The 14,664-nt window shown below is 55.8% G+C and carries 12 protein-coding genes; 4 read left to right on the forward strand and 8 right to left on the reverse strand.

Annotated features, from left to right (window positions below; all coding sequences use genetic code 11):
• Nucleotides 1-455: 455 nt before the first annotated feature.
• Both NTX17_10450 and NTX17_10455 read left to right on the forward strand, forming a co-directional pair.
• Nucleotides 456-722 (forward strand): RNA-binding protein, encoded by a 267-nt coding sequence (locus NTX17_10450; protein MCX5801788.1) that lies wholly within the window; start codon nucleotides 456-458, stop codon nucleotides 720-722.
• A gap of 300 nt (nucleotides 723-1,022) precedes the next feature.
• Nucleotides 1,023-2,102, forward strand: coding sequence for a ketoacyl-ACP synthase III (locus NTX17_10455; GenBank protein ID MCX5801789.1), 1,080 nt, complete (start codon nucleotides 1,023-1,025; stop codon nucleotides 2,100-2,102).
• A 29-nt stretch (nucleotides 2,103-2,131) separates the two neighbouring features.
• On the opposite strand, the gene NTX17_10460 is transcribed toward NTX17_10455, so the two are convergent.
• Complete coding sequence (locus NTX17_10460; protein ID MCX5801790.1) at nucleotides 2,132-2,947, reverse strand: sulfite exporter TauE/SafE family protein; 816 nt, start codon at nucleotides 2,945-2,947, stop codon at nucleotides 2,132-2,134.
• Nucleotides 2,948-3,135: 188 nt separating this feature from the next.
• Nucleotides 3,136-4,353 carry an ornithine--oxo-acid transaminase gene (rocD, locus tag NTX17_10465; protein MCX5801791.1) on the reverse strand — a complete coding sequence of 406 codons (1,218 nt, stop codon included), beginning with the start codon at nucleotides 4,351-4,353 and terminating at the stop codon, nucleotides 3,136-3,138.
• 289 nt (nucleotides 4,354-4,642) lie between these two features.
• Between rocD and NTX17_10470 the strand changes: the two genes are divergently transcribed.
• The gene (locus NTX17_10470) at nucleotides 4,643-6,571 is read left to right on the forward strand and encodes a S8 family serine peptidase (GenBank protein MCX5801792.1); all 1,929 of its coding nucleotides are present in this window, start codon (nucleotides 4,643-4,645) and stop codon (nucleotides 6,569-6,571) included.
• Here NTX17_10470 and NTX17_10475 read toward each other — a convergent pair.
• The 6 genes from NTX17_10475 to NTX17_10500 all read right to left on the reverse strand — a co-directional run bounded on the left by NTX17_10475 (nucleotide 6,568) and on the right by NTX17_10500 (nucleotide 11,709).
• Nucleotides 6,568-7,122 (reverse strand): DUF6125 family protein, encoded by a 555-nt coding sequence (locus tag NTX17_10475; protein ID MCX5801793.1) that lies wholly within the window; start codon nucleotides 7,120-7,122, stop codon nucleotides 6,568-6,570. The genes NTX17_10470 and NTX17_10475 overlap by 4 nt on opposite strands.
• A gap of 50 nt (nucleotides 7,123-7,172) precedes the next feature.
• Nucleotides 7,173-8,177, reverse strand: a complete 1,005-nt coding sequence (locus NTX17_10480) for a zinc-dependent alcohol dehydrogenase family protein (protein ID MCX5801794.1) — start codon at nucleotides 8,175-8,177, stop codon at nucleotides 7,173-7,175.
• Nucleotides 8,174-9,037, reverse strand: a complete 864-nt coding sequence (locus tag NTX17_10485; GenBank protein ID MCX5801795.1) for a succinate dehydrogenase iron-sulfur subunit — start codon at nucleotides 9,035-9,037, stop codon at nucleotides 8,174-8,176. Before NTX17_10485 ends, NTX17_10480 begins: the two co-directional genes overlap by 4 nt.
• 82 nt (nucleotides 9,038-9,119) lie before the next feature.
• On the reverse strand, nucleotides 9,120-9,497 hold the full coding sequence (locus NTX17_10490) for a hypothetical protein (protein ID MCX5801796.1): 378 nt from the start codon (nucleotides 9,495-9,497) through the stop codon (nucleotides 9,120-9,122).
• Between the two features lie 12 nt (nucleotides 9,498-9,509).
• On the reverse strand, nucleotides 9,510-9,953 hold the full coding sequence (locus NTX17_10495) for a hypothetical protein (protein MCX5801797.1): 444 nt from the start codon (nucleotides 9,951-9,953) through the stop codon (nucleotides 9,510-9,512).
• A 37-nt stretch (nucleotides 9,954-9,990) separates the two neighbouring features.
• Nucleotides 9,991-11,709, reverse strand: coding sequence for a succinate dehydrogenase/fumarate reductase flavoprotein subunit (locus NTX17_10500; protein MCX5801798.1), 1,719 nt, complete (start codon nucleotides 11,707-11,709; stop codon nucleotides 9,991-9,993).
• A gap of 449 nt (nucleotides 11,710-12,158) precedes the next feature.
• On the opposite strand from NTX17_10500, the gene NTX17_10505 reads away from it, so the two are divergent.
• Complete coding sequence (locus tag NTX17_10505) at nucleotides 12,159-14,576, forward strand: phospholipase D-like domain-containing protein (GenBank protein MCX5801799.1); 2,418 nt, start codon at nucleotides 12,159-12,161, stop codon at nucleotides 14,574-14,576.
• Nucleotides 14,577-14,664: the final 88 nt, after the last annotated feature.

Consider the following 14,664-nt stretch of genomic DNA (forward strand, 5'->3'; position numbering starts at 1 on the left):
CGAAAGACTAAGTCTAACCGATTCGGCAGAAGGGTACAACGCGATTTGCGGGAGGAAACTGCCGCTTGTTCGCGGCGCGGTCCCGGGACACAGGAATTAGGGCGTTCCCATGTCCCCGGTACGTGGGAAAAAATGATGGTTGACAATTATGTTAGGCCGGGGTAGTATCGTTCCGATAACTGTAGTCAGGGGTTGCTCGCAGCCGCGAGAGCTTTTCCGGACCCAAAGACTACGTGCGTCTCAAGAGATTTTTTCACACGAAATGGCTAGTAACTATTGGAGGTGGCAAGGAAAATCGATCGATTCATCTGAAACACGTTTCTGAACACAGTTCTGAATGCAATTCTCTGGAGAGTAGTAATGTTGCCATTTGATCGGTTCAAATTGCTATTTTGCTTCTCCCTCCGAGACATACATTATTGAACTGAAGAGACACTCAAGAACAGGAGACTAGAATGCAAGGTAGCAAACTTTATGTAGGGAATCTCGGTTACACCGTAACCAATAGTGAACTTGAACAGCTGTTTGCCACTTACGGTACAGTGAAGCAAGTCAACGTCATCGAAGGCAAGGGATTTGGATTCGTCGAGATGTCCAGCGTCGCCGACGCCGAGAAGGCGAAGGAAGCTCTGGATTCCACCGAGTTCAAGGGCCGCAATCTGAAGGTTGACGAGGCGAAGCCGCCGAAGCCTAGGGAGTCGAGAGGCTATTCGCGATACTAGAGTCGATTGGAGATAATTCCTAGCCAGCACCAGTAGGCTAGCCATTTTCGTGTGATAATCGATGAGGGGGAGATCAAGAGATTTCCCCCGATTCGTTTTCAGGCCCGGCTTAGCTAACCATAAGGTGCACAAGGCCGTATGCAGTAACAATCAAGCAAAGCAGAATTCGTTCAAAGCGCGTAGGTCTCGTCGTGCCACCGTACAGAGAAATCAGATTGATGTGTCCTCGTTCTTCGTATAGCATAGCTCCATCAGACATGGAGAAATCGCGAAATCGCTCAGACTCGAGTGGAGATGGACATGGCTAGCAGCAATTATTCCGTCGTGGTTGGAACTGGCAGTTACATCCCTCCAAGAAGGGTGCTCAACAACGATTTTCTGCAGCATCAATTTTGTGACTCGCAAGGGATATTGCTCGACCGACCCAACGAGGAGATTGTAAGAAAGTTTGAACAGATCACCGGTATCACCGAGCGAAGGTACGCTACGGACGACCTGGTCACTTCCGACATTGCTCTGTATGCAGCGGTGGACGCCCTCGGATCATCAGGAATCGACAAGGAAACCCTGGACTACATTATTCTGGCTCACAATTTCGGGGATGTGAGGGCGAACAACAGAAGAACCGATCTCGTCCCAAGTCTTGCCGCACGTGTGAAGCAGAAACTGGAAATCCGAAACCCCAAGACGGTGGCTTACGATCTGCCTTTTGGCTGCCCCGGCTGGCTCCAGGGGATGATTCAGTCCGATTATTATCTGAAGTCCGGTGATGCAAAGAGAATTCTCGTGATAGGAGCGGAGATTCTTTCGAGGGTCTCGGACCCTCACGACATAGATAGCATGATATACGCTGACGGAGCGGGAGCAACAATCCTGGAGGCAACGCAGAGTAGCGAACCCGTTGGAATACTCTCTCATGCTGCGAGATCCGATACCCATCACGCGTATCTGCTTTACATGGGCGGGTCAAACAAGCGCGACGGTGGAGGTAACGAGTTGTTCTTGAAGATGCATGGTCACAAGCTGTACGAGTACGCTCTGGGAACGGTGCCCGGAGTCGTGAAGGAGAGCCTCGACAAAGCAGGGTTATCGTTGAGCAACGTAAGTAAGGTTCTGTTACACCAGGCGAATGCGAAGATGGATGAAGCGATCTTGAAGCGTCTGTTCAGATTGTATGGAGAGGAGAGGGTCGCGCATCATATTATGCCCATGACAATATCCTGGCTTGGAAACAGCTCTGTGGCCACCATGCCCACGTTGCTCGATCTACTGCTCAAGGGAAGGATTGAAGACCATGGATTGGCAAGGGGAGACAACGTCGTCTTTGCGGCCGTCGGAGCAGGTATGAACATAAACTCGCTTGTGTACAGAATGCCATGATGCCAGTCGATAAGATCGGGTAGGTGCGCCTACCCGACTGCGAGCCCGATTCCCACAACCAGCAGCGCCGCCGCGAAAAGCCTTATGATGAGCGCGCTCTTGAGCCTCCGCGACAAAGCCGCGCCCACTTGCGCGCCGACAATCGCACCCACGCCAATGAAAACACCCGCGGAGTAGACGGTGTGCTGATAAAATCCGTGGAAAGCCACTCCTGCCAGCGACGAGATCAGTAGCACAAAAAAGGAAGTGGCCGTGGCCACGTGTGCCGGAAAGCCGAAGAGGTAGACAAGGACTGGCACGTATACGATTCCCCCACCCACGCCAAACAGGGCGGACACGATGCCCGCGAAGAAACTCAGCAACAAACCGGTCTTCATGCTGAAGGCATATTCGTGCACCTTGCCGGACGAATCGACCAGTCGACGTCGCGTCCTACCTGTTCTGTGAGAATCATCCGAACGGGAAGGTCCGGAAGTGCGATCGGGTCTTATCATCAGAAATACGGACGAAGCGACGAGGATGAGGCCGAAGACAATTTTGAAAGGGTCGTTAGTCAAGACTCGCGAGATCTCAACCCCGACCAGAGAACCAGGGACGCTGGCAAGCCCAAAACGCCAGCCCGTGGCTACGTCAATTCGTTTCTGCCTGTAATAGGAAATGTTGCCCGAAGCCGCATTTGCGAAAACCACGACGAGAGAGGTGGCAGCGGCCTGCTGTGGCGAGAATCTCGCTGCGAGCACAAGAGCCGGCACGACAAGAAACCCCCCACCCAGGCCGACTATGGTGCCGTAGCATCCGACCAGAAGCCCAAAGGTAGCGTATTGCCAAAATTGAAACTCAATCATGTTCAGTCAATCTATCAGAAAAACTTTCTTGCACAAGGCATTTGTCGTGAATTATGGTGTGGTGCGGCGTGGGGCGGACCGAGTGCAGGGGCGTCACAGGCAGAGAGCTGGACCGCCATACCGTACAAACGGTTCATCAAGCTGATCGAAGAGTTGTGATTTCTGCGACAACAGAACCGCGACGCGGACTAGCCTGACGTCACGAGGATTTTCTCTATCTTCTCGAGTGCCCAGTCGAGCTCGTCTCTAGTGATTACGAGTGGCGGGGCAAACCTGATCACCTGCCCGTGAGTCTCCTTTGCAAGGATGCCCTCCTGCATGAGAGCCTCGCAGAAACGCCGCGCCGACCCGCTGGACTCCTGCACGTACACCCCTATCAGGAGCCCCCTGCCCCTGATCTCTTTCACGTGGCGTGACTTCATCGCCGCGAGCCTGTCCTTGAAGTACGCACCCAGTTCAGCCGCGTTCTCGGAAAGCCTCTCGTTCAGAATCACATTGATGGAGGCGACTCCCACCGCACAGGCCAGAGGGTTTCCTCCGAAAGTGCTCCCGTGGTCTCCCGGAGTGAACACCCCCATTATTCTGTCCGACGCCAGGATGGCCGAGACAGGATAGCATCCGCCACCCAATGCCTTGCCCACTATCAAGATGTCGGGTTTGACGTTTTCGTATTCGTGACAGAAAAGCCTGCCCGTCCTACCGAGGCCGGTCTGAATCTCGTCGAGCATGAGGAGCACGTTGTGCTTGCGGCAAATCTCCCGCATCCTGGCAAGATAGCCTTCTCTCGGAACGATTATCCCCGCTTCTCCCTGGATGGGCTCGACCAGAAAACCGACGGTGTTGGGGGTAATCGCTTTCTCCAAGGCCTCCGGATCGTCATACGGAATCAACTTGAAACCTGGAGTGAACGGACCGAACCCATCTCGATACTGGGCTTCGGAGGAGAAGCCTATGACCGTGGTCGTCCTTCCGTGAAAATTATTCTCACAAACGACGATCTCGGCTTTCTCCTCAGGAACCCGCTTCACTTTGTAGCCCCACTTCCTCGCCGCCTTGATGGCGGTCTCGACTGCCTCAGCGCCGGTGTTCATTAGGAGTACTTTCTCCTGACCGGAGATTCTGCAGACCAGTTCACAGAAGAGCCCGAACAGATCGTTGTGAAAGGCGCGGGAAGTCAGCGTAAGCTTCCCGGCCTGGTCAACCAGCGCCCCGACTATTCTTGGGTGCCGATGCCCTTGGTTTAGGGCGGAATAAGAACTCAGCATGTCGAGGTACTTCTTACCGTCCGTGTCCCATACCCAGACTCCCTCGGCCCTCGATATCACGACAGGCAGCGGATGATAGTTGTGAGCTGAAAACTTGTTCGCAAGATCAATCAGACGCGAAGTGTCGGTCATCGTCAGAATTCTCCTCTTTTCAGGAACGACACAACCGCACGGAATCCCGATCGATACGGGAAGCAGGTGCGGACTCATCCCGTATATGGTCGCAATTTTCCTCAACGGAGTCAAGCCACTCGGCAAGTTGCGAACGTAACCGCCCACGCCTGGCCCGTGGCAGGCCGGCCGCCCCCGCGATCGCGCCAGGACGCGGCGCAAGACACGACACACGCTTCTCGGCGCTTAGTCCTTGACCGGAGGCCCCAGAAATGGCATAATTACTTAGTACAGGACAAGGTTTTGCGGCGGAGCGTGTATGAAATTTGAACTCAAACTTGGACTGAGATTCACACCCATCGTCTGTGCTTGCATTCTGCTTGTTCTCGGAGCCGCGGAGTCTTTCGCAGCAGGATCTTCCTCGCGGGACGAATCCTCCTTTCCGTCTCAGACGGAGTCTTTCCCTCCTTCACTGGGTGTCTCACCGGACGGTACAGTCACCCTCTGGGTGTTCTTGAAGGACAAGGGCCCATCCAGCGGCACGGCACAGGCGGTGAGCGAACTCGCAAAGCGTTTTTCTCCCAGGGCTCTCGCCCGAAGAGCGAAGGTGCGAAGCGGCCTCCTCGTCGACTCGCGAGATCTTCCGGTCTCCGCCGGATACGTTCAATCTCTTCGAGACCTGGGCTTTCAGGTCAGAGCCACCTCTAAATGGCTCAACGCAGTGAGCGTCAAATGCAAGACCGGCGATCGAGGCTTTCTCTTGGGCCTTCCTTTCGTGAAAAAAGTCCAGCGCGTTGCGTCATTCCCGAAGAGGGAGATTCCGTTTGAACCAATCCCGGCAATGCCGACCGGCACCGATCTCTCCGGGAGATCGACCACCGGCGGTCCCATCCAGTCCAGCACGGCGCCCGGCGACACATCTTTCTACGGACCGACGTGGAAACAGCTCGATCTCATCCAGGTTCCCGCCCTGCACCAAGAGGGTTTCACCGGCGAGGGCATGTTCATCGGCGTGCTCGACACGGGTTTCAATCTTCTCCATCAGGCTCTCAAAAATGCGACGGTTGTCGCGCAGTGGGATTTCATCAACTGGGACAGCGTCACCGCCAATGAACCAGGGCAGGACTCGTCCGACCAGCACAATCACGGTACGATGATCCTCGGCATAATCGGAGGCAACAAACCTGGGGTTTACATGGGAGCGGCCTACGGCGCGGAATTCGCGCTCGCCAAGACGGAGTACGAGCCTTCCGAGACTCCCGTCGAGGAAGATTACTGGGTCGCGGGGTTGGAATGGCTGGACAGCCTCGGCGTTGATCTTGTCACGAGTTCTCTAGGCTACATAGACTGGTACGCGTACAGCGACATGGACGGCAACACGGCGGTCACTACTGTCGCTGCGGACATGGCGGTGGCAAACGGCTTGAGCATTTTCAGCGCAAACGGCAACGGAGGGTTGACTTCTTATCCTTACATGATCGCCCCCGCGGACGGAGACAGCGTCATGTCAATAGGCGCGGTTGACTCCCTCGGTGTGCTGTGGCCGCAGAGCTCGCGAGGCCCTACGTATGATGGACGCATAAAGCCCGAAATCGTTACCCAGGGTAAGTCGGTGTGGTGCGTCAATCCGAACGACAGCACGGGCTACGGCAGGGCGAACGGAACCTCATGCGCGACACCTCTCGCCGCCGGCGCGTGCGCATTGGTCCTCGAGAAAAACCCGACATGGGATCCGATCACGCTTCGAGAGGCCGTTCGTTCTACGGCGACAAACGCGAGCTCGCCCGACACGGCAATCGGCTGGGGAATCCTCCAGGCTCAGTATGCCTCTGACTATGAAATCATTTCCGTGGCCGATGATCGAACCGTCCAGGCCGGAGCCGCGGGCGTCGCGATAAACGTTAAGAGCGTGCCCAATCCGTTTAATCCAATCACTGCCATCGAGGTCGAGCTTCAGACTCCCGAACGTGATGATGCGGGCTCGAAGAAGACCTCTCAGGAAACCTCTGAAGCGTCCACTGATGCCACCGGCGTCGCGGTGGGATCCCTTGACGTCACAGCGAGCATCTTTGACGTCGCGGGCAGATGCCTGAGAGATTTCGGCAAGTTAAGATTCGAGGGCAACGTCTGTACGGTCATGTGGAACGGAACTGACGGCTCAGGGAAATCGTTGCCGTCCGGGGTCTATTTCTTCGCGGTGTCGGCGGGCGAGGTTTCGGAGACGAGAAAACTCGTTCTTCTACGCTAGTCGTCAATAGAAAATCGCCAGGCGCACCACGTGTGGGGAGGATGCTCGTCCGGAGGACAAACCACACATTCGGTCTTGATTCTGGGGTCTATCGTAGAAGCGAATTCGGAATACTCGACGATTCCGATCCCCTTGCACGGAAAATCCGGCAGCCCCTTCCTCTTTCTCGCCTCCTGGACCCTGCAACTCTTCATCCTGAAGACGCAATCTCTTTCTGTGAGGTCAACGATTTCCTGTTCGTTCACGAAGGCGTAAAGACGAAAACCGAGCGCTTCTACGAGGGCCCTGATCCCGCCGCCGGATTCGATGCCAAGCAATTGCATGATACGCTTTGCCTCGATTACAGTGAATTTCTCCCAGGCCCGTCTGTCGAGCCTCATCGCGACTGTCAGACCATGTTCTCTCTCCACTTCCTGAAACCAGAGCCCGTCGTGCGCAAGCCAGTTCTTGGCGGCGTCCGAGACAAAATCAAGTAGTTCCCGTTTCGTGAGGTCGGCGGGCTTCCTCAGAACGCCTGAAGCGCGTTTACCGGATCTGGATTGTTTTCTCATAGGTGAACCTTGTGATTCTGCCGGCCGGGAGCATTACACGATCGATCCCCTCACGTACTGATTTCGAGCACTCCGGCCCCGTTTATCTTGCTCTCCTTGAGCATTCTCAGAGCCGTGTTTGCGTCTCTCAATGCAAAAACCTGAGTCTGGGTGCTAACGCGAGCACCGTGAGCCTCACCGAGAAGCTCTCTCCCGTCCGCCCTCGTGGAGGCGGTCACACTGCTGAGTTTCTTTTCATAATACAGATGCTTTTCGTAATCGAGCTCGGGAACGGGGCTCATGTGAATGGAGGCGAGCGTCACGGTCCCCCCCTTCTCCACGTGCTCGAGGGCGCGTCTGACGAGGCCGCCTGAGGGGGCGAATATGATGGCGCGCTCCGGCTTCACGGGGGAGACCTCTTCGGCCGTGCCCGACCAAGAAGCCCCCAACTTTCTGGCCAACTCTCTGTGCTCGGCGCTCCTCGAGAAAACGATGACCCTGCAACCGCGTCTCAGAGCCATCTGTATCGTAACGTGAGCCGAGGCACCGAAACCATAGAGAGCAAGGGTCTCGCCCTCTTTCGCCTCGCTCAGCCTGAGAGCCCTGAAGCCAATGATACCCGCGCATAAGAGAGGGGCGACTTCAACGTGAGAATAGCCTGAAGGCAATGCGTAAGAAAACGCTGCCGGCGCAATTGTGAACTCTGCGTAACCGCCGTCTACATCGTAGCCCGTGAACCTGGCATTTTCGCAGAGATTCTCATCGCCTCTCAGGCAGAATCTGCACTTCCCGCAAGTCCAATGAAGCCACGCGATGCCGATCCTGTCGCCGACCTTTGGATTCTCCACGCCCGGACCGCACTTCTGCACGATGCCGACGATCTGATGACCGGGAATGACCGGGCACTTCTTGAGCGGGATGTCTCCTTCTACGGTATGTAAATCTGTGTGACAAATGCCGCAGGCCAGAACCCTGACGAGGACTTCCCCCTCACGGGGTTCCGGGGTCTCCAGCTCCACTTCCTCGAGAGGGTCTTCCTCGATCGGCGCCTGTCTCTTTAGGTGCATGGCTCTCATGGAAGAGTTTTCTTCGGCGCCTCGGGTACGCCATCTAGTCTTTTCGCCGAGCTCACGACCGGAGCAACCGGTGAGGCCTTCCTCCTGCGCAGAAGCCCTAGAGCTCCTGCAAAAGCCTGGCGCTTCAGGAGCTGAATTCCGAAAGCGGGATCCACGCCTTTGGGGCAGGCCTCGGAACAGGCTCCGGCAAAGTGGCAGCGGAAGGCGCCGTGGGGGCTGAACACCACGTCCTTGCGCTCCGCCAAGCCTTCGTCTCTTGAGTCAGCGCTATAGCGGTAAGCCTGGGCCAGCGGTTGCGGGCCAAGATACTTTCTATCCGTGGCGACTGTCGGGCAGGCGGCCATGCAGAGACCGCACTTGATGCAGTACGCGAACTGCAGATAGCGGTCGAGCTCTTCCGCGGACTGGAAAAACTCACCAGTTGGATTATCAAGCTCGGCCAGGTCTTTCCTCAGGGTGTAAGGCTTTACCTCACGATGCTTTTCGAAAAGCACAGAAAGATCAGGCACAAGATCCCTTATGATATCGAAGTTGGGAAGCGGCTTCAGATGTATCACGTCAGACTCGAGTTCCGTGATCTGAGTGTTACAGGCGAGCCGTGGAAAGCTGTTGATGAACATGCCGCACGAACCGCACACACCCATGCGGCACGAGTATCTCCAGGCAAGCGTGCTGTCGAGGGTCTCCTTTATGTAATGAAGCCCGTCGAGCACGGTCGTTCCCTTCTTTACGGAAACCTCGAAGCTATCCACCCTGGGGTGCTTCATGTTCCCGCTATCGTAACGGAGCACCTTGAATTCCACCGTCTTGATAATGTCTTCGGTCCGTTCGGTCTGCTTTGCGCTGACAGCCTCTATCATTTATCCCTCCTCGAAGGTAGCGCCAGGATAGCCCGCCACTCGGATCGGCGCTCGGGCCCGCCGGGCGCAGAGATCGCGCGCTCTATGCGCTCCCTCTCAACAACAAGTAGAATGCAATCGTACCGTAGCTACCCGCGACGAAAAGCACAACGCCAACGAGCACTATCAAGGTCGAAATGATTTTCTCCGCCCTCTCAGACAAAGAAAGCTCAAAGATGATGGTCCTCAGCCCGTACAGCCCGTGATAGAGAGCAGCTCCGAGGAGCACGACGTACATCACGGCGAAGGCAACGCTCGTGCTTCTCCCCGCCACCGAGGACCATGCGAGCACTCCCCCATCACCACCGATCCCCAGAAGTCTGCTCAGATGCATCACAAACATGTGGATACCGAGCGCCACGAGTATGACGAGTCCGGCCAAGAGGTGCCAAGTCCAGAAAGTTGACTCACGCGTTCTCATGTCTTCCCCCGTTCATCTAACCGGGAAACCAAAAAACTCATATCCGCCAAGCAGGACGATGACTGCCGCCACAACCATGACAAGGACAAGAACCGGCCGCTGCCTGCGGACCGAATTCGTGTAAGGATATACTGGTTGGCGCGGGACCCCCAGGAAGAACCCCAATTCAACCAGCACGAGCCTGAGACCGTTCAGGGCGTGGTAGGCAAAAGCCAGATATACAAGAAACTCACCGTACCTGAACACGGGAGACTCAAGAAAACCCATGACCGTCTGCCACGCCTGCTCGCCAAACAACCTGGAAGTGGTAACCAGTATGTGCAGGACAAAGTAAGCCAGAATCCCGAGGCCCGTCAGCCGATGCAGTGTGTAGGCGTACCTTTCGATCCCGTATCTGCCGCCCGAGATCCAGCCCATGAGACCGAGCTTGTTTTGCAGAAACTTGTTCTCTGGCATCATTGCCCTCCGCGTCCATCAACAGTTTACGAGCGCATCAATATTTCCGTTCAACCGGCTTCCAAGTAGTGATCTTCACCTTCTTGTACTCCAACCTTGGTCCCTCCGGCGACCAGAAGGCGAGCGTGTGTTTGAGCCAGACGTCGTCATTTCGCGTCTTGAAGTCGCGCCTGGCATGTGCCCCCCTGGATTCCTCTCTGGTCAGCCCGCCTGTCACCATCACTTCTGCGAGGTCAAGAAGATTCTCCAGCTCGAGCACGTGCACGAGGTTGCTGTTGTAGCTGTGGCTCTTGTCCTTGACGTAGATCCGTTTGAATCTCTCCTTCAGCTCCACGATCTTGGACAGAGCCGTCTTGAGCTCTTCACCTGTTCTGAAGACCCCAACATATTTGTCCATCACCTCACGCAGCTCTCTCTTTATCAAATAGGGATTCTCTCGACCGTCCTTCTTGAGAACTTCTTCGAAAATCCTGCGCTGTTCGACGTCGACGGCAGCCTTGGGTATTGCGGCAGCCGGGCCGCTTTTCATAACGTAGTCTGCGCACTCTTTGCCTGTTATCTTTCCCCACACAAGACACTCGGCAGTTGAGTTGGCCCCCAGTCGGTTCGCGCCGTGCAGACTCACACAGGCGGCTTCTCCGCTGGCCCAGATCCCCTTTACCCTGGTGGCGCCGTTTATGTCCGTTTCGATTCCTCCCATCGAGTAGTGGGCGACCGGCCGAACCGGAATCGGCACGCGCACGGGATCTATGTCGACGAAATCCATGCACACTTCCCTTATCAAGGGCAACCTCTCGTTGATTTTCTCGGCGCCAAGATGTGTGAGGTCGAGATGCAAGTACTCCATGCCTCCCGGCCCCTTGAAGCTTCTTCCAGCTTCGATTTCCGTCATCATCGAACGTGAGATGACGTCCCTCGGAGCGAGTTCCATCTTTTCGGCGGCGTACTTGTCCATGAACCTTTCGCCCTTATTGTTGAGCAGGTAGCCGCCCTCGCCTCTGCACGCTTCTGTAATCAGAATTCCTGTCGGAACAAGGCCCGTCGGATGAAATTGCAGGAACTCCAGGTCTTCAAGGGGAATCCCCGCCCTGTAGACCATGGCCAGGCCGTCGCCCGTCACGGTCTGAGAATATGTCGTGAAACCGAACAGGGTCCCTGCCCCGCCGCTCGCGATGTTGAGCGCCTTGGCCCTGAGCGCACAGAACTTACCCGTGCCCATGTCAAAACCGGTTATGCATCTGAACTCGTTGCCTTCCACGAGGATTGACGTCACAAAGAATTCGTCGTAACGCGTGAAATTCCCGTACTTGAGGAGCGTGTCGTAAAGGGTCTGCATCTCAAAGAAGCCGGTCTTGTCGGAAGCAAGGACCGCCCTCGGAAAACTGTGACCCCCGAAGGGTCTCTGAGCGATCCTGCCGTCCCCTCGTCTCGTCCAGGGAATGCCCCAGTGGTCGAGCTGGAGTATCTCGTTGGGCATCTCATGCACGAAGCGATCTACCACGTCCTGGTCGGCCAGAAAATCACTGCCCTTGACTGTGTCCCAGGCGTGGAGCTCAAAGCTGTCGCCCTCCTCCGGACGGAGCATCGCGGCCGTGCCGCCTTCGGCGCATACGGAGTGGGAGCGCATGAGCTGAACCTTCGAGACAAGACCGATGTTCACCCTTCCACCGCTTACGCGGGATACCTCGACCGCCGCCCTAAGACCGGCCAATCCAGAACCCATGATAAGCAAATCGTGTGTGATGACGTCCGCCATCTATCGCCTCCGTAGGAGTCAGGTTCTCCCGTTGCGGGAAAGCTCTCCGCCAGTGAAAGTCACTCGCGGGACAAAGCGAATGTACAATCATACGATAACTCGGGCAGCCACTCAAGGGCAAAAGCTCCGAGAAATCACGAGCGTCGGCCGTGGTCTGCGGCCCGATTCTTGCGCGGGGGCGACGCCAGGCCGCCGCGAAGTCCCTACCTGGTGGTTGGCCTGCGCTCCGCCTATCGGCAACTCGTGATGCTCTAACTTGTTTGCGTTCTTACAATAAACCGACGGGCCAGAAGTTTCTCTTCGCATAACTGCAATAGTATGCTATAATTACCCTCGTAGAGCAATCGACTCGGCTCTTTTTGAAGAGACGGAAGACCCCCAGGCGGCGACATGTTCAGTCCGCCCACGCTTGGTTGATTTTCTCACCTGTCAGGACGGAGGAATTCGAGATGAAGAAAGTGCTAGCGTTGGTCAGCGTCGGTCTATTCTTAGTCCTAGCGGCGGGCGCCGCACTTGCGCTCGACAACATCGTCAATATTCACGTGAACGACGTGAACGGCAACCCGGTTGCTCCTTATGCCGTTGGCACGACGATAAACATCGACGGCATAATCACGGCGGAGTTTACGAAGCCGGGTGTCGCTTACTCGAGAGCGTTCATCCAGGACGAAACCGGCGGCATCAATCTCTACTCTGCCAGTACACATACCTGCTTCGTGGTTGGAGATGATGTATCAATCACCGCGACCGTCGGCGTGTACAACGGTATGATCGAGGCGGTCTACTCGTCATACACCATCAACAGCTCGGGGAATGCTCTTCCCGCTCCTCTTGTGATCACCATTCCTGAGCTCAAGGGCACGTTCCAACCTGACTACAAGGAACCCAATGAGGGCAGGCTCGTCAGGATAAACAACGTGACAATTGTTGGGGCCGCCGGCAACTGGGCCAGCACGAATTACACCATATCAGACGGGGTGAACACTGACACTCTGTACATCTACAACGGATCCGGCTGCCTCGCCCACCCACTCATTGGGCAGCCCATCCCGACGGGGGCGTTCGACGTCGTCGGCATTCTGACCCAGTTCGATGGCGCCTCGCCGTACACGGCCGGGTATCAGATTTCGCCGCGCTACGTTTGGGACATAATACCGGTGGACCCCGGTCCCATCATTACAAGTGGTCCTAACGAGGACAGTCTCACGACCACTTCTGCCATGATTTTCTGGACAACCAACACCGCCTCCACAAGCGTGGTCGACTACGGTCCTACCACGTCTTACGGAAGCACCACACTGGACACCCTCAATCTCGTGACAAACCATGCCGTCCAGTTGACGGGCTTGAGCCCGAACACCGTCTATCACTACAAAGTGTCCTCAAAGGACGCGCTGGGCACGAGGTCGAGCAACGATCACGTCCTCGTCACAGTATCGGACGTCGCTGGAGAGTTCCACATTTATTTCAACAGGAGCGTCGACACTTCTTACCAGACAGGCACGCCGGCCATCGGAAGCCAGAACTTCCAGCAATTACTCATAGACAGAATAAACGCCGCGGCCTATTCGATCGACTGTTGCTTCTATAGCTTCAGCCTTTCTGACGTGGCAAACGCACTAATCGCTGCAAAGAACAGAGGGGTCCAGGTGCGCTTCATCGTCGAGCAGGACAACTCGGGAAGTACTCAGATATCCAACCTCATGAGCGCCGGGATACCAGTGATCACCAGCACCTACGGCGGCAACCATGGCTCGGCCCAAGGATGGGGGATCAATCACAACAAGTTCGCCGTCTTCGATTGCCTGAACACTGCCTCAAAGACCGACGACTGGGTGTGGACCGGTTCGTGGAACTGTTCCATCTCGGGCAACGATGACGCAAATAGTGCCCTCACAATCCAGGATTACGGTATCGCCTCCGCATACACGATCGAGTTTAACGAAATGTGGGGTTCCGAAACCGTCACGCCCAATGCCAGCAACTCAAGACAGGGCAACAGGAAGCTCAACAACACGCCACACAAGTTCACACTTAGCGGAATACCGGCACAGCAATACATGAGCCCTTCTGATGGAACGGAAGGCAAGATAATTCAGGCGATAGGCGCCGCCGATTCGAGCCTTTACTTCTGCATCTTGAGCTACACGAGCAATGACATTTCCGCCGCAATGAAGCAGAAGTGGGACGGCGTTCCAGGATTCCAGGTGAGGGGCGTCTTCGATGGAGGTTCCATAGGACCGATTACGAATGGAAGTGAGTGGTATGCCCTGTCCGGCGATCCGACGGCTTACTATTATTGGACGCCTGCGGCAGACGTCTGGCAGGACGCTCTTCCGTCTTCCGTTCTGTTGCATCACAAATACCTGATCATTGACTCGAGCTGGCCGCAGAGGGATCCGACCGTCATCACAGGCTCTCACAACTGGAGCAACGCAGCCAACACCGTCAACGATGAGAACACCTTTGTCATTCACGACGCGACCGTGGCGAACCTGTACGTTCAGGAATTCGCGGCCAGATATCATGAGGCCGGAGGAACGGGTTCAATACTCGTCTCGGTTGACAACGTCGCAGGAGTACCGAAGCCCAACATAACTCTCGAAGCCTTCCCGAATCCTTTCAATCCAAGCGTTAACGTGAGATATCTACTCAGTTCGCCCGCGATGGTTTCGCTCAGGGTCTATGACGTTTCTGGACGCCTCGTGAGGACGCTGCAGGAGAATCACAGCGAACTACCAGGCTTCCACAGCATACCGTGGGACGGAAAGGACACGTCGGGCGGAAATCTTGGAAGCGGCGTCTACGTTGTACGCCTGGAGGCAGGAAAAACCGCAAGGAACGAGAAGGTAGTCCTTTTGAAGTAGGACAATCCACTTTTCTCTCGAGTGAACGAATGGAGCCCGATTGCCGAGATCTCCGACACTCAGCAATCGGGCTTCCTAGTACCTGACG

It is taken from the genome of Candidatus Eisenbacteria bacterium, from assembly GCA_026388185.1.
Lineage (GTDB): Bacteria > Eisenbacteria > RBG-16-71-46 > JAFGJU01 > JAFGJU01 > JAPLKG01.

Excerpts from the sequence above, each read along its gene's own strand:
- NTX17_10450 (MCX5801788.1), top strand. The coding sequence starts at position 456 with ATGCAAGGTAGCAAACTTTATGTAGGGAATCTCGGTTACACCGTAACC.
- NTX17_10455 (MCX5801789.1), top strand. The coding sequence starts at position 1,023 with ATGGCTAGCAGCAATTATTCCGTCGTGGTTGGAACTGGCAGTTACATC.
- NTX17_10460 (MCX5801790.1), bottom strand. The coding sequence starts at position 2,947 with ATGATTGAGTTTCAATTTTGGCAATACGCTACCTTTGGGCTTCTGGTC.
- NTX17_10470 (MCX5801792.1), top strand. The coding sequence starts at position 4,643 with ATGAAATTTGAACTCAAACTTGGACTGAGATTCACACCCATCGTCTGT.
- NTX17_10475 (MCX5801793.1), bottom strand. The coding sequence starts at position 7,122 with ATGAGAAAACAATCCAGATCCGGTAAACGCGCTTCAGGCGTTCTGAGG.
- NTX17_10480 (MCX5801794.1), bottom strand. The coding sequence starts at position 8,177 with ATGAGAGCCATGCACCTAAAGAGACAGGCGCCGATCGAGGAAGACCCT.
- NTX17_10485 (MCX5801795.1), bottom strand. The coding sequence starts at position 9,037 with ATGATAGAGGCTGTCAGCGCAAAGCAGACCGAACGGACCGAAGACATT.
- NTX17_10490 (MCX5801796.1), bottom strand. The coding sequence starts at position 9,497 with ATGAGAACGCGTGAGTCAACTTTCTGGACTTGGCACCTCTTGGCCGGA.
- NTX17_10495 (MCX5801797.1), bottom strand. The coding sequence starts at position 9,953 with ATGCCAGAGAACAAGTTTCTGCAAAACAAGCTCGGTCTCATGGGCTGG.
- NTX17_10500 (MCX5801798.1), bottom strand. The coding sequence starts at position 11,709 with ATGGCGGACGTCATCACACACGATTTGCTTATCATGGGTTCTGGATTG.
- NTX17_10505 (MCX5801799.1), top strand. The coding sequence starts at position 12,159 with ATGAAGAAAGTGCTAGCGTTGGTCAGCGTCGGTCTATTCTTAGTCCTA.